At 55.2% G+C, this 17,434-nt stretch carries 12 protein-coding genes and 2 pseudogenes; 6 read left to right on the top strand and 8 right to left on the bottom strand.

The features are described 5' to 3' along the window. Positions 1-61: 61 nt before the first annotated feature. Positions 62-490: a VirK family protein gene (locus AB8B33_RS38600; protein ID WP_439019460.1), complete on the bottom strand. Its 429-nt coding sequence runs from the start codon at positions 488-490 to the stop codon at positions 62-64. A gap of 42 nt (positions 491-532) precedes the next feature. Here AB8B33_RS38600 and AB8B33_RS38595 point away from each other — a divergent pair, with 42 nt between their 5' ends. Next, positions 533-829, top strand: coding sequence for a hypothetical protein (locus AB8B33_RS38595; protein ID WP_439019459.1), 297 nt, complete (start codon positions 533-535; stop codon positions 827-829). Positions 830-991: 162 nt separating this feature from the next. Here the strand turns inward: AB8B33_RS38595 and AB8B33_RS38590 are convergent, their stop codons facing one another. From AB8B33_RS38590 to AB8B33_RS38575, 4 genes are all read right to left on the bottom strand, one after another. Next, positions 992-2,209 carry a cytochrome P450 gene (locus AB8B33_RS38590; RefSeq protein ID WP_439019458.1) on the bottom strand — a complete coding sequence of 406 codons (1,218 nt, stop codon included), beginning with the start codon at positions 2,207-2,209 and terminating at the stop codon, positions 992-994. A 1,515-nt stretch (positions 2,210-3,724) separates the two neighbouring features. Further along, positions 3,725-4,186 carry a cupin domain-containing protein gene (locus tag AB8B33_RS38585; RefSeq protein ID WP_131612034.1) on the bottom strand — a complete coding sequence of 154 codons (462 nt, stop codon included), beginning with the start codon at positions 4,184-4,186 and terminating at the stop codon, positions 3,725-3,727. A 520-nt stretch (positions 4,187-4,706) separates the two neighbouring features. After that, positions 4,707-5,381, bottom strand: coding sequence for a GNAT family N-acetyltransferase (locus AB8B33_RS38580; RefSeq protein ID WP_439019457.1), 675 nt, complete (start codon positions 5,379-5,381; stop codon positions 4,707-4,709). A 142-nt stretch (positions 5,382-5,523) separates the two neighbouring features. Continuing rightward, positions 5,524-6,816 carry a condensation domain-containing protein gene (locus AB8B33_RS38575; RefSeq protein ID WP_439019456.1) on the bottom strand — a complete coding sequence of 431 codons (1,293 nt, stop codon included), beginning with the start codon at positions 6,814-6,816 and terminating at the stop codon, positions 5,524-5,526. Positions 6,817-7,880: 1,064 nt separating this feature from the next. Between AB8B33_RS38575 and AB8B33_RS38570 the strand changes: the two genes are divergently transcribed. The 5 genes from AB8B33_RS38570 to AB8B33_RS38550 all read left to right on the top strand — a co-directional run bounded on the left by AB8B33_RS38570 (position 7,881) and on the right by AB8B33_RS38550 (position 15,333). After that, the gene (locus AB8B33_RS38570) at positions 7,881-8,708 is read left to right on the top strand and encodes a hypothetical protein (protein WP_439019455.1); all 828 of its coding nucleotides are present in this window, start codon (positions 7,881-7,883) and stop codon (positions 8,706-8,708) included. Between the two features lie 825 nt (positions 8,709-9,533). Beyond that, entirely contained in the window at positions 9,534-10,262 is a 729-nt protein-coding gene (locus AB8B33_RS38565) for a response regulator (RefSeq protein ID WP_131612043.1), read from the top strand. After that, positions 10,259-11,293 (top strand): cytochrome-c peroxidase, encoded by a 1,035-nt coding sequence (locus AB8B33_RS38560; protein ID WP_439019454.1) that lies wholly within the window; start codon positions 10,259-10,261, stop codon positions 11,291-11,293. The genes AB8B33_RS38565 and AB8B33_RS38560 overlap by 4 nt, the downstream gene beginning before the upstream one ends. A gap of 34 nt (positions 11,294-11,327) precedes the next feature. After that, positions 11,328-13,916 (top strand): two-component system VirA-like sensor kinase, encoded by a 2,589-nt coding sequence (locus AB8B33_RS38555; protein ID WP_439019453.1) that lies wholly within the window; start codon positions 11,328-11,330, stop codon positions 13,914-13,916. A 148-nt stretch (positions 13,917-14,064) separates the two neighbouring features. Next, positions 14,065-15,333 (top strand): MFS transporter, encoded by a 1,269-nt coding sequence (locus tag AB8B33_RS38550; protein WP_439019452.1) that lies wholly within the window; start codon positions 14,065-14,067, stop codon positions 15,331-15,333. Positions 15,334-15,396: 63 nt separating this feature from the next. On the opposite strand, the pseudogene AB8B33_RS38545 reads toward AB8B33_RS38550, so the two are convergent. The 3 genes and pseudogenes from AB8B33_RS38545 to AB8B33_RS38535 form a co-directional block, all read right to left on the bottom strand. Further along, a pseudogene (locus AB8B33_RS38545) lies at positions 15,397-15,483 on the bottom strand (IS5/IS1182 family transposase); the annotation flags it as partial. Positions 15,484-15,534: 51 nt separating this feature from the next. Beyond that, positions 15,535-15,793 (bottom strand): annotated as a pseudogene (locus AB8B33_RS38540) (IS5/IS1182 family transposase); the annotation flags it as partial. A 284-nt stretch (positions 15,794-16,077) separates the two neighbouring features. Then, positions 16,078-17,193, bottom strand: coding sequence for a branched-chain amino acid ABC transporter substrate-binding protein (locus tag AB8B33_RS38535; protein WP_439019451.1), 1,116 nt, complete (start codon positions 17,191-17,193; stop codon positions 16,078-16,080). Between the last annotated feature and the right edge of the window lie 241 nt (positions 17,194-17,434).

Raw genomic sequence — 17,434 nt, 5'->3', positions numbered from 1 at the left:
TAAAGGCGCGCCTCAATTATCGCCAAAGGACGATTGGCAGAGTTTGGCTCCCTTACGACGATTACCATACGAAGTGGGCAGCATTCCCAATGGCGCAGCGGTAAGTTTCGGCTGGTTTGATAGCCGCACCGCCGGCATGGACCATATCATGGCGAATTTCGACTACACCTTCCCGTTTGACGCGATAACGGACGTAGTCGGTAAAGGGATTACCGTCTTTGTCGAGAGCCGTATGCGCGTCAGAAAACGCGATTTGGTCACCGTCCACGACCATGAAGCTCTGTATTCTCAATCCTGCCTGTATCCGTGTCGCGGGGCTGTCTTGTGGATCTTTGCAACTGCTGAAATCGACGATTAAAGTCACTTGCTTTGCTTGTGAAAGCGCGCCGAGAATATCGTCAAATTCCGAAGCCTTGGTCGGCTCTTGAGCCGACGCCTGACCAAAGATAACCAGCAGTGCAACACTTGAGCCAATTAGCCTTCTCAACATGAATGCCATCCCCTAATCAATGTCGTATGCAGAGTTACCCTGTTGGCCCCGGTAAATGATTTCAAACTTGCAGCAATTCGTTACACTTGTAACCTGTTGAAGCCGTGCGGTTTCTTCCGTTTTTTCTCGATCACCGCCTCGCATCATGGAGCGCGGGCCGGAAAAAGCTCGACAGCGTCGACCAATGCAAATCTTAAACAGATCGGTATATTCGCCGGCTTGGGCGCTTCAGCTGACCTGAAGATCGGACCTCTCCCGAACTTTGCCGACCACGATCGATCCCTCGGCGCCTACTTTCTCGGCGATCTGGCGAACCGGGCTTCGACGGCACTCGGATGATCAATGCCGACGCTTGCGGCAAGGACTGTCGTGGTGGTGGCGCCGCGCCGGCGGGGTCATTGGGTCTTCGACGCGACCTCGCGCAGCATCTTTGCGCCCATGCTCTCGAACTTGTCTTCTCGTCCTGCCTATCAAAACCGGGTGATCCATGCCGAAAACCATTCAACTCCAACGGAGATGAAGCGGGGATATGCGTCGAAGGCCTGTGTGACCTTTAACTTGAAACTGTTCACCATCCGCATGTAAATCGGGAAGTCGAGTAATTAGAGCGAGTAGACCTTCCTCGAGTTCGATCTTTGCTAAAGCTTCGCCGAGAAATCCGCGAACGCCGCCACCTAGTATCGGATGCCAGCGCGGCTGGCCGCGGAGAATGTCGAGCCGATCGGGGTGGGGATAGATTTGCTCGTCCCGCATAACAGAAATCGTCATGAGGCTGACAAGCGCGCCGGCTGGAAGTGTTTGTCCATCGATCTCAATGGTATCTCGAGCGAGGTAGCATGCGGAGGCGATCGGCGGTTCGAACCGAAGAGCCTCGACAACTGCCTTAGGAACAAGACCCGGGTACTCGCATAGCGTATTCCACTGTGTCCGGTGTTTAAGTAACAGGGCTGTCTGGATAACCATCGCGTTATGCGTTGCGTTGCTTCCCGCCAGAATGACGGAAACGATCTGCATAACCGCTTCAAGGGAGGTCAGCTCACTTTTGCCGTCCACGGCAGCGACATACTCGGACAGGAAATCACCTCGAGGATTGCGGCGACGGAATTCTATTAGGGCTCCCACATAATCGTTGAGCTCCTGTGCCGCCTTTTCAATACTCAAAATTTCTTCCGGCCTAACCGCGTAACCAAATGCTCTCGCGACTTTGCTAAAAAGGCTAGTGAATTTCGGTTCGTCCTCGCGCGGAATGCCCAATACGAACGCTGCCGTGCGCGCCGGGATTAGCGACGCATAGTCCTTCAATAATTCCATCCGGTTTTTGGCCTGATGCTGATCAATGATTTCGTTCGCGTAGGAACGTACACATGGCCGCAGACCGTCAATCATGCTGAAAGTAAATGTCCGAACCAACGTCGCACGCCAGGCGCCATACTTCGCCCCAGTCGACGTCAGCATCGCGTTGTTGCAGAAGTTAAAGAGCGCGCCTTTGGTTATGCCGTGTACCTGGGTCACTTCGGGTTCAACCTGACTAGCAAGTTCATCATTCAAAAGCGAATTCACCTCGCTCGCTCGGATGGCTAGATACACGCCGTCGTCGCGCTGGATAAATGGACCGCTACCCCTATGTCGCTTGAATACGCCGTGGGGATCCGCCTCCAATTCGGCAATCGTGACTACTTTCGGCGCGCGCGTGTGGACAGCTTTTAAGGAGGGGGTCATCGAAAGATCCTTTCAAACATTTAGAGGATCGTTGACCGAGCAGGCTACAAAGATGTTTCACATCGCTTAATTGGATTAGGTATGTAACGATTGAGGAAACCCGTGCGACCGTCCACTCCGTCGGGAAGCTCCAAGAGGTGAGATTGCGAGCCTGTGCTCGCGCTTTATCACTTCCTGTCTCCCAGCAAGCCCGCTTCGCCGAGGCGCCAGCTAAATAAGGGCGTATTGCAAGCGTTGTTGAGGGTGAACTGCCCGCTGAAGCCCTTGGGTTCAGCCGTGGGACCCCGATTCCAATTGAACGATCAACATGCTAATTAATGCGCGGAGCAATGGTGGCGAGTCACATGACTCGGCTCAAGCTTCGATCGCGGCCAATCGCATGCCGAGCATGGCAGCGCTTGCGCCATCGATCCACCGCTTGGCGGCCGGATATGTGCGTCTAGACCGTTCGATGGAGAAAGCCAGCGCCACGATCATCTAACATCCGGCTTCGGCTGTAGAAACGCCGAGTGGTAACTACAACGCAAGTTCTGTTGTTACCCTTTGAGGGGAAATACCGCGAAAATGCCGGTATAGCCGACGATGGCTTTCGGGTTCCTCAGCCGGTCAACAGTGCGCCTCGAAAGCTTTGCAGACCGGACCGCCTGGACTGCTGCGCAGCTTGCGCATCGACTGGCTGCGCGGTCCCCTTCCAGATCTGCAGGCCTTAGTCATTTGCCCCGCATGTCACGTGAGCCTAGCATTTCGCCATGCCAAAGCGTTCCTGGTTCAATGCCGATATCCCGTTGCATATGCCTATTGAGTGCCCTGAGTTCGTGCATAGCAACTTTCCTCCTGCGCCGCTCCTCGAACTTTTGTAATACCGCAGTCACGGTCTGCATCCAAGAACGTTCTGCGGACGCAACATTCAGCCCCGGAGACTCGCTTGCCAAATCTGATGGTGAGCCTAGAAAAGTTTTGGGTGACAGGGTTGAGGGTTTCGACAACCCTTTAGCATCAGCCTGGCCGGTGGTTCCAGCGACCAAGAAGAGCCTTGGACGAGTTGGTTGCTTTAAGGATTCTGCGGAGAATCTGTCACGCATCTGTACACCTCATGATGATTTCACAGAGTTAGTACGGGAATACGGCAACCGGCTCATTGCAGAAAGCGGCCTTCTGGTTACGGCTGTAGCGTCTGGAACAGGGCATCTTTGGAAATCTGAACGCCGGGGAAAAGTGGAGTTTCCGCTGAGACTGGTTTAGATGGCGGGAACACGAAGTACCTTGACTAGACGAGTATGCGAGAACAACAGTCCGGCTTCCAACGCCGGTTGTGCGTCAAGCGTTGAATTTACCGAGATATATTCGCTCGATGCCGTCCCTCTCTCCGAGATCCCGGCCCCTCTGGCATATCAGGGCCTGCTCGCCTTTGATCGAGGTGACGAGTGTCGCCACGGTCAGTGCTGTTTGGACCAATGACCGCCGCGAAAAAGCGCGGCGTCCGGCACCGCGCTTTTTCTTTGTTCTTCCGTGATTTCAGGCTTCGATCGGCGGGCCGACAATGACGGTGCCGTATTTTGATGCAAGCTCGACGATCTGAGGCAGTTCGAGACCGGCAACCTCGGTGAACATCTGCTCGACGCCGCCGGGCGAGAAGAATGCCAGCATGCGGGCCGGGGTGCCGGCACTGTTGCGCCAAGCATGTTGCGTGCCGCCAGGGATGTAGATCGCATCGCCCGCGGTGAGAACGGAAATCTCTCCACCGAGCGAGAAGATCACTTCGCCTTCGAGGATGTGGAACACCTCGTCCTCGACATGGGTATGGGCTGGGGTTGCGGTGCCGTGGCCGGCAATGCTTTCCATAATGGAGAACTTTCCACCCGTCTCGGAGGAGTGGACCCGGATCGTCAAGCGCTCGCCAGGAATGGCGTCAAACCATGTCTGGTCCCTTTCGAACCGGACAAATGGCAGGGCTGTGAGGTCGACTTTCGCGTTCATGTACTTTCCTTTGACCGATGATCGCAGCGCCTGTACCAAGGAGCAACACGGCGGTTCCCTGCGGATTGAAATTAGTGCGGACGATGTCGGCGCGCCGCGCGGCGCGTCCGTTTCAAGCGGCGGTCCGAAGACGATTTCCGGGGTGCCGCCTGCTTGATGATCGGGAAATTAAGGACGGTTTCTTACGGATCGACTGCGTTTCTTGGCTTGCGCGTTACGGCTGTAATGAACAGCGGCTTTACGCATTCTTTTTGGAACGGCTGACATTCGCAGCTCGACAGCCTCGGAAACGAATGAGACGAGAGAGCTGATCCTGAGCTCGCTTCAGCTGACGCGGGCGGTCGCGTCAGCGTCCGCGACGTGGGATGGGCTAGGATCCGAACAAGTCGCGTTCGAAGGTGCGCGTTGCGGCTCACGAAATGGATCGTCTATTAACCGGAGACAACGGCGGCGGTGTCGGAAGCAGTTACGAATCGCGCCAGACGATTGCGGCCACGCGGCCTTTTTTGGCCATGACCGGCTAAATTTTCTTAACAATAGTCACATGCATGGGTTTACGAACGTTGAAACCAATTCTCTGATAAACGATCCTCGCTTCGTTTTCCGTTTTGACATGCAAGAATGGCACCTTGCCGACTTCCAATATCTTCGCGGCAATCAGGGAAACAAGTGATTTGGCATAGCCGCGGCCACGGAATTCTGCGTGCGTACACACCGCGCTGATCTCGACGAACCTGTCGAGTGCCAAGCGCTCGCCAGCCATTGCCGCGAGCTGTCCATCGTCCGTTCGAATTCCGTAATAGCGCCCGAATGAGATCGTTTTTGATCCAAACGGTCCGGGTTCCGTGGCAGCGGCTAATTCCAGCATGTCCGGAACATCCGCCTCCCCCAATAGCCGGACACCATCTGTCCTAACTCCGGCTATCTCAGTACAGACCATTTGGTCGATCACCCGCTGCCGCGCCTCCCACCCGGCCGGAACGGCAATTGGATAGGCAGTAAAAGTGCCACCGCCAGTCCCATCGGAAAGCACGAGAGCAAGATCATTGAACGAGCTCTCGGATCCGTCAAGCATTCCAACAAGTGGAGAAACGTCTGGCGAGAAACGCCCCGCGGACTTATGTAGCGTAGCTAAAGAGCGATGATCAGAGTTGAGAGAATTCCATATTGGATTGTCTAAAAGCGAGAAATTCATACCCAAGCTCTTTCTAAACGTGTGACCAGCCACTGCACCGTGGACTCAACACCCTGCGTTTTCCGCAGCCAAGACGCGCGATTCTTGCGATTTGCATAAGGGACCAACGCAATCCGAGCACGTGAAGCCCTTGTTTCGATCTCTACGTGTTAGTTTCGCAGGCCATGAGAATATGTGACCGAATGTGTCCAAGGAGTGCTCTGGCATGTGCCGGTCCCGTCTGCGTAAGATGCAGACGCCCGTCAAACGTAGCCGCTCCGATGGTGTATTCCTCATTCAACCGTCCCACGACACATGGCCCCCAAATTGCGGAAAGTCGAAGTTCGTCATCGACCTGCTCGTCTGGCTGGATGATGCCTAGGTTGCTGACAACAGAATCATAGCCCAGGGCCCCGATTAAACCGCACGCTGCATCAGAGTCTGCTTTCGGCGGGATCATTCGATCGAGCTGTTCAAGCCATTCGACAACTCCTTTCTCGGAGCGCGCAGTGGCCAGATCGTCGTTGATTTGTCGAGCTAGGGCCCAAAAATCCGTGTCTCGATCTACGTTCACAGAAACAGAGCCGATCGCGAGGAACAAACCAATGTCGTGGCGTTCGACGCCTGCTCGTTGGCGGACGTTGATCGGTGAAACTACTCTTAGAGTCTCTTGCCGTTTGATACCGCTTAAGCTGATCGCGACGGCTGCGCAAAGCGCCCCTTGCACGGTGGCGGAATGCGATCTGCACGCCCGGACGATCGTATCTGTTTCCGGGGTAGTGAACCTGTGAGCATCGACACGTGGCCGATCGGTCGCAAAGTCGCGCCATAGGGGCCGCTTTGAAATTTCTCGCAGGGTCTGCATGCTGGGAATTCCGGCCGGCGGTGCATTGTCACGCAAGATCGCATCTGGAGGGGAGGCCACGAGAAGTGCCTCGATCGGCGGCTGGTGGGGCAGGGCTGGGAGATCTCTGCCGTTCAACAACGCGATGAGGTCGTTTAGGACCGCAATGGCGGATAAGCCGTCACCTAACGCATGATGGAAGGTAAGGATCAGCGTCTGCCGATTACGGGGATATGCGTTCGATAGGAGTGTCAGCCGCATGAGCGGTCCCAGGTCTGTTGGAAAAGGAGTACGCAGTTCCTCCTCGACCAGCTCTTGCCAGTTGGCAGACGAATCATTCTTCAACCGGAGTGGGATTGGGTGGCGATGCACTCCGAACTGCGGCCCGTCCTCTGCGTCGTGGATGAACAGACACAGCGGTAGGTGCCGTGCCTGCAGATTTTGCAGGGCCGTTTGCAATTCAACTGGTCGCAGCTGGCCTATTACTTCGGCTGCAATACAGAAATGCCGAGGGTGCTGCTGGGAGTATAGATAAAGCAAGCGCTCATGTGTTCCGAGTTTGCGACCAGAATCATAATTTCCTTGAGTTTCGGAACGGGCTTCAATGTCCATGCGTAAATCTCCTGAGAATTTACCCGCAATAGGAGACCGCTGATGTTAAATGATGACAGATGCGCATAAGATAGTTTCAATTGTCACATGGTCTCCGGCGCAAGCCCCGGCAGACCGCCGGCTCCTCGTCACCGATACTGCTTCTGATGTCCGGAGTGGGGATCGATTATCAAGCTAAGACAGACAAAAATGATTCTGGATTGCATGGGCAAGGGCTGTCGGTATCGGCGATCGTCAGGAAGACCGATATAGGTCCCAAGTTGGTTCGCGAATACATCGAACCGGGCTTAAGGCAGCCGCCTACAAGCCGAGAAAGCCAAATACCGGTGATCGATCCGTTCGCCAGCTATCTCCGTGAACGGGTGACGATCTATCCTGGCCTTACCGGCAGCCAACTGCTTTGTAAGATCAGGCGGTGCGGCTCCCCGGGGACGCTATACCGCCGCGGCCTATGTTCTCCGTGATATACCCCCACCGGCAGACAGGGTTTGTAAGTCCGCTTCGAGACGCCGCCCGGTGAGCAGGCGCGGGTAGTTTTCTACTTGTCCATATCATGTCCAACGACGAGCCGATGACGGCGAGGATCGTATGGTTATTCTCGGTGGTTCTCGGTCTAGTCCGCCCGAGCTACGCTCGTAACCATGGCATGCCGCCCGGCCGACATTGCATCATTAGTCCGACAAGAGCTCGTCTACAGTGTAACGCGACGAAGTGTTTGACCGCTAAGGCTGCCTCCAAATGCCTGCCCCGTGGCGTTTTGGACGGCCTCGACAGACCGATTTGCGCGAGATTGTTGGCGCGCTTCTCTATATTGCCTAGACCGGCTGCCAGTGGCGAAAGCTCATCAGGGGCTCTCCGCCCTCTTCGACGGTGCACAAGACGCCTCGCACGATATGCAACATCGTCGAACCCTTTTGGAATTCGACTCTTACATCTGAAATGATTTGTCCTCTTTCAAAACGATACATTCATAGACGGACTATAGGGAGTGACCGAGCGTTTCGGCGCTGAGGTCTCGCGGGTGGGCCGGCGGCGCATCGGCTGGCAGCAAAGGTGAAGTATTGATGTCAAAGGGGAAGCAACCAGCACAAATCTGGACGGCTGTTAGGGAACTCGAAGCTGCAGCGTGGAGCGACATGGTGGCCGCGGCCCCCATCGCCACGAGTAAATTGCTAGGTCTCCGATGCCACAAAACTGACAACGCGACGATGTTAGCGGCCAGTGCGGTCCCTCGCACGCCTTTCAATCGTTGCTTCGCTCTGGGCTCCGATTGGCACAGAAACAATAAGGAAGTCGCTGAAGCGATGACTTGGCTTCGCTGTCACGCCGCACCGGGGTGGGTATTTCAACTGGACCCAGACGAACTTGGAACAGCGGCTTCAGTGATAAAGCGGGAAGGAATGGTCGCTTCAGGACAAGGATGGGCCAAGTTTCAGTGGATGGGGCCGGGGCCTGGCGCAGAACGGACACCCGACATCGAGATCGAGGCAGTCAGCGACGACGCGATGGCGTCGGATTTCGCAGACTTGGTCCTAGCCGGCTTTGGTTTCCCTTCTGCGGCCGCTCCATGGTTTGCGGAGCTGGCGCGTCGCGATGGTTGGAGCGCTTACATCGCCTATGTAGACGGCAAGCCAGCCGGTGCTGGCGCAGTGTTTTGCAAATTGCAACAAGCATGGCTTGGCATCGACACGACCTTGACAACTTTTCGGCGCCGCGGCCTGCAGCTCGCCTTGATCGAAAGAAGACTGCGCGATTCCAACCCGCAATTTGCAATTGCTGAGACGGCGCTACCTCAATCGTCGGAGCTAGACGGTGCAAGCTACCGGAATTACTCAAAGTCCGGGTTTCTGAACACATACAATTCCATGAATTTTGCGAGTGTTTCGACCTGATCGTTCCGGGGCTCGCCTCGGCCTCGGCGTTTGCGGTAGGCAATCCAGTGAAGATCGTCGTGCTCGACGACACATGAATGTATCTGCTTCATCAGAGGAGCGGCCTTACGAGTCCATTCGTTGTGCTTTCGAAAGCATGAGACGCGGCATAAGGCGATGCGCTGGGTATTGGACTTGTATGAGCGAGGCAAGGGAATCCCGTCGTCCCATAGTCATCTTTGACGGTTCGTTTCCGGGATCAACAAGGCTATGGCGAATGCCGAGTACAAATCCGAAGATTACGCGCCACGAGATCGCGCCTGATCGCTGGCATTTGCGGTTTGGTGTGTTGTTTACCGATGCTGGCCATGGTGTTGGCTGCTGCGTTTCGCCAAGCCCGACGCATGCAAACTGACCTTGGACGTGGGGTACTAAGCATCAGGGGCCTTGATCTTCCCCATCATCGGCCATACATGCCCCGCAGGATCCGATCCCCGAAACCACTATAGTGGCCGCAGAGACGATCCTGAACTATGCAGGCTGGATGTTTCGGGCGACGTCAGATCATGTGAGCGGACTGCGGTTCATTTTGCGACTTCGGTCCATAGGGCTCACGTGAAGTCGGCATCTGCAAATATGCACGGACTCTGCCAAGTCTTCCCTCACGAGGAGATGGAGCGCGCGTCGAGATGTTGGCCGGGTGACCAAATTGCTGGGACTCTCTAGCGCTTTGACCGTATGCGAGATTAGCTCTTCCGTTACAATCGTAATCATTTGTCCAACCGACCGTAACATAGAGGACGACTTCGGCTGCTAAACGCCGAAAAGGATAATCACAGGTGATGCTTGAAACACGTTTTAGTTGTAGACGATGACAAGGCAATTAGAGGTCTGTTGGCTGATTATCTCTCTAAATACGCGCTTCGCGTAACAGCCGTGACAAATAGTCATGATGCATCGAGAGTATTTGCAGCGGAAACAGTCGATCTCTTGATTGTCGACCTGAATCTCGGTCACGAGGACGGTTTGGAGATTGTTCGTAGTCTTGCGAGCAAGACTGATGTCCCGATCATCATCATCAGCGGCCATCGGCTTGAGGAGGCTGACAAGGTGGTTGGCCTCGAGCTTGGCGCCATCGACTACATCGCAAAGCCTTTCGCGATGCGGGAGTTCCTCGCGCGCGTGCGGACCGGACTAAGATATCGTCCGATGCGAGTGACGGATAAGGATCGGCGCACTTACGTTTTCAGCGATTGGAAGCTCAAGCTATGGAAGCGACAGCTGATTGGCCTTGACGGCGAGGAGACCAAGCTCACGGCCGGTGAGTTCAACCTGCTGGTTGCTTTTCTAAGGTCGCCGCGGCAGATCTTGACCCGCGAGCAGTTGCTGTCTGCCAGTCGTGTGCATGACGAGGAAGTCTTTGATCGCAGCATTGATGTGCTGATATTGCGCCTGCGCCGCAAGCTCGAAAGTGACGCCTCGACGCCGCGCCTAATCAAGACGGAACGCGGTGCAGGGTATTTCCTTGACGCAGACGTGGAAACTGAAGACGCTCGGCGGAGCAGTGTTTCGTGAACTGTGCCTTTGCCAGCAGTATGAAATTTTTTTGCGCGGCAGCTTTGGCATTGGTCGCCATCAATGCGATCGCGGACGGTGTCTTTGGTGGCGACAACCAGTTCAGCGATCAGATCACGCCCTTGCAGGCCCCGCCTCCACTTGACGAGAGGAAACTTGCGCTTGGCGCCGAGCTGTTTGCAGATCCAATAATGTCAGGGAAGGGACGCCTGTCTTGCAACTCCTGCCATGACCTTGCTACCAGTGGTACCATTAATCTCAAGCGAACCATCGGTTACAACGGCGCAGTCCATAATTTTAACGCACCAACGATCTTCAATGTCGCCAACAACTATCGTTTGGGCTGGCGCGGCAATTTCACCTCGCTGGCCGCCCAGAATGAGCAGGTGCTACTTGACAGCAACATCATGTCGAACGACTGGGGGTCTCTGCTGGGGCGTTTGAAGGCCAGCTCCGACTACAGCAAGACGTTTCGCCTTATCTACGGAGAAGAGCCCAGCAAGGAAAGCGTGTTGGATGTTCTAGTGACGTTCCAGCTGTCGCTCGCGACCCCAAACGCACGTTTCGATCGTTTCCTGCAGGGTGAGAAAGATGCGCTGTCGGATAGCGAAAAAGCCGGCTACGAGTTGTTTCAGAACATTGGGTGCATTGCCTGTCACCAGGGGTCCAATATCGGAGGCAATCTGTTTCAAAAGTTTGGTGTGTTCGAACACCCGCCCGGAGGTGATGATGCCAATCCGGGTAATTTGGGCCGCTATACGATTACGCATCAAGATGGGGACAAGCAATACTTCCGGGTCCCCAGCCTCAGAAACGTCGCCGTCACAGGCCCCTACTTCCACGATGGCCGCGCTGACTCCCTGGAGGAGGCTGTTCAGGTCATGGCGAAAACACAGGTTGGGCAGGACATATCTTCGGAGGACATCCGTGCCATTGTCCAGTTCCTTGACACTTTGACAGGCGAGTATCGAGGCGCTCCGCTGCGCGAAGCCGCGGTTCCGCCGGACGGGGTAATGCCCAAGGATCGCTGATGTTGACTGGCAAGCTGCATCGCCGAGCCGGACATTGTCTATTCCCGAACAGGCATCGAAAATGGGCGCTATGGATCCCATGATTTTCTCGAATTGGACAACTGGTCTGGGGGCCTCTCTTGCAGGCTTCACAGGTAGCGGTGATCGAAAGACTATCATCACCACGGTCTGGACCGTGGTGATGATAATTGCCGCCCTGGTCTTCGCCATAATGGCGATTCGTCCTTTTCAGGATGGGCAATCGCACCACGCGATCCTGACGAACTTGCGGTCGCTTGATCTTCACAATGCATCGTTGCAACGCGATGTCCTGCGCGCACGAGCCGGTCTGTTATACAATTACGACCCCCTGGTGGATTCCATCGTTGGGCTGCACCAAGACGTAGCGGCGTTGAGAGGCTTGTTCGAGCGACCTGAAACGGCGAAGGACGATAGTATTCTCGGATCTCTCGATGAAATCCAACAGTCCATTGACTACGATGAAGCCGCTGTCGAATCCTTCAAAACTCAGAACTCGCTATTGCAGAACTCGCTCAAAGTCCTTGGAAGCGCCCTGAGCGACCTTGCCGAAGGGCGGGCATCGGGCAATCGAAAATCCATGCCTGAAGCAGGCGACTTGGGCAACCTGATGCTACAGTACCTCTCAAAAAACGATGATCGAACCGCCGCTCTGATCCGGCGTGATTTGGAAGCTATGACTGGTATCAGCGGCGAACACGCGTCTCTTGCCCGGCTTCTGATCATTCATGGACGATTAATTCTTCAAGCTCTGCCGCAAGTTCGAAACATCATCATCGAGGTACAATCCTCCGACACGATCAACCGTGCGCAGCGCCTGCAGCATCGGTATCTGGAAATCTATGGACAAGCCAACGCGAGCTCGCAATGGGTCCGGGCCGTTCTGGGCGCAGCCTCGGTAATGCTTTGCTTGTACGTCGTGGTTCTCGTGCATCGTCTGCGGTCACGAACCGAACGATTGACCCGGCGTCTGAACTTCGAAGCGATGACAAAAGATGTCCAAGCGTGTTTCGAGGGCGAGGGTGTGCAACATGATACCTTGGCATCTTCGGTGGATGCCTCCTTGAATGTGATCCGGGTATTTTTCGCGGCCAGCCGTTTCGGCTTGATGATCGTCGATTCCGACAGCTTGGATATCCGGGAAAAGTTCGGAGGTGAGCCAGCCGAAATCCTCGGCGGCCGCGATCTGATTGCGACCATGGTCCATGACCGCGAGCCTATTGTCTACCGGGATTTGCAGGCAGCAATCGCACCTTACTGCCTTACTGACATAAACTTTGGCGGCCGTGCGTTGAGCTTGCGATTGTCGGACGAGACGACGGCGGTCTGCATCTTGGAATTTTCTGACCCACGGTCGCGGCCGAGCGTGGATGAGGCTGTTCTACTGGAGAACGCGGTTCGGCATCTTTTGCAGACACTCAACTATCACCGCAAGCAGCAAGGGCACGCAATGTTGGAGCGGCGTCTGGAGCATGCTGAGAGACTGCAGGCCGTGGGCACACTCGCTGGCGGCATCGCCCACGAATTCAACAATATCCTGGTCGCAATACTCGGATATGGTGAGATGTTGCTGCAGTTGCTGCGCCCACGCTCGACCACGCGCCAATATGTCGAGGAAATTGTTAAAGCAGCCGATCGGTCGCGCGTGATCATTGACCAGATATTGGCGCTCAGCCGAAAACATGAACGGGTGCATAAGCCATTCGATCTGAGAGAGGTGGTCGGCGACATTGAGGCGCTGTTGCGGGTGTCCCTGCCGGTCGGCATCGAACTGGTCACACAAGCCACTAACGATGATTGTATCATAGATGGAAACCCCCTCGACATTCAGCAAAGCCTCATGAACCTGAGCAAAAATGCTGCCGAAGCCATGGACGGAACAGGAAAAATCCATATCGGCCTTTGTACAGTTTTCGTTGGGTCGCGACGGATCATATCACACGGGGTGTTGCGGCCAGGCGACTACGTCGTGCTGTCTGTAAGCGACACTGGCAAGGGCATTGCGGCAGGTGTGCTTGCCAACATATTTGAACCATTCTTTACCACCCGGAGTAGATCGGGAGGCACGGGGCTGGGTTTGGCTGCCGTTCACGGCAATGTCACGGCCTTAAACGGACGTATCGACGTTACAAGCGTGCCGGGTGAGGGGACAAGCTTTGAGATCTTCATCCCCAGGTCATCGAAGAACCCCGTTCCCATTCGGCAGTTCTTCATCGAAGAGCGCGTGCCGCTTGGGAACGGTGAGACTGTCGCTATCCTTGAAAAAGATAGAAATGCGCTTTCTGCTTATGAGGATCAATTGGCGGCACTTGGATACGAACCGATAGGCATGAATGACTGGGGCCAACTGGCGGACTGGCTCCGAAAGAATGATCACAACGTCGAGGTTCTTTTGATCGACATCACCTCCATACCTTCGTCGAAAACCACAGCAGAACTGCATGCAATTTTTGGAGAGACGCCCCTTTTGCTCATCTCCGAGCATCCTGAGATTGTGTCCGCACCGCTTCGGAACCTTACCCCGACAGACGTTATACGTAAGCCCGTCGCGTCCAATCTGCTGGCATTGGCGCTAAAATCACACGCGAAGAAATTGCATAACTAAGCGAGAAAATCAGATGCGCGATTACAAATGGAACCTGCCGGGCCCTCCAGAAACATCAAGTTAATCTGAACCTGGTGGATTGGGGCGCATAGTGCTTGGATGGCGAAATGGGAGTACGCCGGTGCGAACAGAAAGACCTAGGGACCCTATGGAGAGATTGGAACCGCGACACCGCGCGGTCATCTTGGTAACTTCCCTTGGAGGGGCCATGGTCTACTTTGATTTCGTGCTGCTTGCCTTTTACTCTCCCATGCTCGCGAAGATTTTTTTCCCATCTTCCGGTTCGCTGACGTCCGCAACCTATCAAGTGTGGGTTTTGTTTGCGGCCGGATATGTTGTCCGGCCTCTGGGTGGGATCGTCCTGGCAAACTTTGGGGACTTGTTTGGACGACGCCGCATCTACATGTTCTCCATCATTCTTATGACATTCTCCACCTTCGGGATAGCCCTTGCGCCGACTTACGAAAGCATCGGCATTGTAGCGCCGATCAGCCTAATAGCTTTCCGGTTCTTGCAGGGCATCGCGATCGGCGGCGAAGTTCCAGGAGGTTGGACGTTCATCTCCGAGCACGTGCCCAGATCGCGTCTTGGCCTGGCTTGCGGCCTTCTCTGCTCTGGTCTGTCGCTCGGGATATTGGCGGGTTGCGTCTCCGCTCTCGCTTTGGAGATGCTGGCAGGTCCTCGATGGACTGAGGCTTACGGATGGAGACTGTGCTTTCTGCTGGGCGGCATTTTTGGCCTGCTAGCAATTCGTGCCCGGAAATATCTCCAAGAGACCCCCGTTTTCCGCGAGATGATTGCGCAGCGCCAACTGGTGGCAGTCCTGCCCCTCAGCGTCGTCCTTCGCGACTTCCGCCCAAGCCTGGTCATATGCATGCTTCTCACCTGGGTGCTATCAGCGGGGATCGTGACCACTACGCTGCTGAACGTCAATTTTCTGCGGTTCTTTGTCGGCTATTCCGCATCCGAAGCGCTGTATGCGACGGCGATCAGTACATTGGGGTTGACCCTTTCGACCGCGCCGGTTGGGGCGTTGGTCGATCGATACGGAACAGGGCCGGTATTCATCATAGGAGGAATCTGCCTGTCTGTATCCGCGCTTCTATTTTACGGATTGGCCGACGTCTCTCTGCTGCACCTCTATGTCTTGAGTGCTGCGCTGGGTTCTTGTGTCGGAGTAGTCGGTGCCGTGCCTTACGTGATGGTTCGCTCTTTTCCTTCACAGGTCCGATTCACCGGCGTGTCATTCACATATAACTGCGCCTATGCAATCTTCGGCGGTCTGACTCCGTTTGCCGTCAACGGCTTGGTGCAGATCGACCGCATGGCCTATGCATACTATCTTTGTTTTCTATCCTGCCTGTCGATCGCCATCGGGTACTATATTTTGCGCAAAGGATTGGCGGACCAGAGATAACACCGCCTTGACGTTTGTCTGGCTGCGTAAGACCAAAGGGGACCACCGCGTCCTTGGCAGCTATCGGCCCCGCCACGCGAACGTTCGCTCGACGACCCAGCGGCGCGGCGGGCCTTCAAAGGTCTTCGACTTCCCGGCACGCTTGATAAGTTGAGCGTAAATTTGTGAGGTTCTTCGGCCATCTTTTCAGTTCATCGTCGACATAGCCCACCAATCATAAATAAATCGTTGGACCGTCGAGCAGGGTATAAGATCTTCGGGAGTAGCAGCCACTGGCATGCCGTTGAGTAAACGAGCGACGCGTGCTCACAATCCCGCGCAAGTAGCTTGCGCAGACGGCCGAGTCGGCGAGGTGCTGGCATGAAGGGAGCAAGGCTTATCATTCGCGATCTGTGACAGCCGTTGCGTATAGGCTTCTCCGCCGAACAGACATCCGCTGGATGTTAGTCCACGGTTCCATCGAACTTTACAAGTTTGAAGGAACCACAATTGACCAAATCACCGATTCGTTCGAGGCAGCATCATAAAGCTAGAACCCGCCGCCACCAGGTTGGTAGCGTACGGTTGAAGGTGGCAATTTACCGTGTTGTGTGTTTCGACCATCGAGTCCTCCCAAGCGGGGTGCAGCCCTACCAAAGCAACTGGAGCCCCGCGTTTGAACTCGCCGGACCTCCAGGGTCTTGTCGGAGCCAGTGCTGTCGCGATCGAGCTGAGATGGCGCCGTAACAAGACCCTGGATGTCGACTACTTCAACATCGAGTATTTGAGTTTGCCATCGCTGTCCGTTTTCCAGACGTAGAGAGTGTAGTCCTCATCCGTCCGGTCCCCCTTGTTGTCGAAGCGTAGGTCGCCAATAACTGTCGTGATTGGGTTGCCCGAGTGTAGGGCATCGGCGACGGTCTGCGGTTCCAGCGACCCGCTTTCTTCAATGCCAGCCTTGATCACCTCCAAGGCGGCATAGGCGTATAGCGTGTAGGCTTCGGGTTCAAAGCCGCTAGCCCGGAATTTTGCGACGGTGGATTGTGCGCCAGGTTTTAGGCGAGGATCCGGCGCAAAGGTCATCAGGGTGCCTTCGGCGGCCTTTCCGGCGATCTGGCCAAATTCTGCCGATGTGATACCGTCACCAGCGATCATGACAGCGTTGAGCCCCTGATCCTTTGCCTGCCGCAAGATCAGCCCTGCCTCGGTATAGAGGCCGCCGAAATAAATCACGTCCGTCCCAGCCTGCTTTAGTTTGGATATCAGCACCGAATAATCCTTTTCGCCGGTATTGATACCTTCGTTTAAAATTTCAGTAACACCGCCGCCGTTGATGACCTTTTTGACTTCCGCAGCGATACCGGCTCCATACGCTGTCCGATCGTTGATGATCGCGACGCGCTTTCCCTTGAAGGCCTTGAGAATGTGCGCGCCAGCGACCGCGCCCTGTTGGTCGTCACGCCCGCAGACACGAAACGTGCTCCAAAGCCCCCGTTCGGTAAACGTCGGATTAGTCGAACCGGGCGTGACCTGCAAGATCCCGTTCTCCGCATAAATGTCGGATGCCGGAATTGATACCCCAGAGTTATAGTCGCCGATCACGAATGAAACGCCATCGGCCGCAAATTTGTTGGCAACTGAAACGCCTTGTTTAGGCTCGGAGGCGTCATCGCCATACACTAGCGTAATCTGCTCGCCTAGAATGCCGCCAGTGGCATTGATTTCGGCGGCCGCTTTCTCGGCTCCTTGCTTGATTTCCTCTCCAACCGCCGCGCTTGGACCCGTAAGTGGGGCTGCGACACCGACAAGAATTTCCGCGTGCGCGACGCTGGAAAGAAGCGAAACTGCCAATGCAATTCCGATAGACGCGAACCTTTTCATTATCTTGCTCTCCGAAGATTGGGATATTAGAACAAGAGAAGTTTTGGCCTTTCAAGTTTCGTTGGCGTTTCAGATCGCCGTCAAATTATTGCAGCTGTCGCATGACCGCTTCAGCGCCGCCACTGTGTGCTACTACCGATCGAAATCCCTAAGATTACCGACACAACGAAGTCGAGAAGCACACCACTCAGCTTTTCTCTCAGAGCCTTTCGGAACTCTGTGCTTAATAAGTTTTGACGAC

Source organism: Rhizobium sp. 768_B6_N1_8, from assembly GCF_051811225.1.
Classification (GTDB): domain Bacteria; phylum Pseudomonadota; class Alphaproteobacteria; order Rhizobiales; family Rhizobiaceae; genus Rhizobium.
Note: the sequence above shows the minus strand (reverse complement) of the source record. Positions and strands in the feature narration are given on the sequence as shown.

What these genes read in the sequence shown, in the direction of transcription:
- AB8B33_RS38600 (WP_439019460.1), bottom strand. Translation starts at nt 490, where the DNA reads ATGTTGAGAAGGCTAATTGGCTCAAGTGTTGCACTGCTGGTTATCTTT.
- AB8B33_RS38590 (WP_439019458.1), bottom strand. Translation starts at nt 2,209, where the DNA reads ATGACCCCCTCCTTAAAAGCTGTCCACACGCGCGCGCCGAAAGTAGTC.
- AB8B33_RS38585 (WP_131612034.1), bottom strand. Translation starts at nt 4,186, where the DNA reads ATGAACGCGAAAGTCGACCTCACAGCCCTGCCATTTGTCCGGTTCGAA.
- AB8B33_RS38580 (WP_439019457.1), bottom strand. Translation starts at nt 5,381, where the DNA reads ATGAATTTCTCGCTTTTAGACAATCCAATATGGAATTCTCTCAACTCT.
- AB8B33_RS38575 (WP_439019456.1), bottom strand. Translation starts at nt 6,816, where the DNA reads ATGGACATTGAAGCCCGTTCCGAAACTCAAGGAAATTATGATTCTGGT.
- AB8B33_RS38570 (WP_439019455.1), top strand. Translation starts at nt 7,881, where the DNA reads ATGTCAAAGGGGAAGCAACCAGCACAAATCTGGACGGCTGTTAGGGAA.
- AB8B33_RS38550 (WP_439019452.1), top strand. Translation starts at nt 14,065, where the DNA reads ATGGAGAGATTGGAACCGCGACACCGCGCGGTCATCTTGGTAACTTCC.
- AB8B33_RS38535 (WP_439019451.1), bottom strand. Translation starts at nt 17,193, where the DNA reads ATGAAAAGGTTCGCGTCTATCGGAATTGCATTGGCAGTTTCGCTTCTT.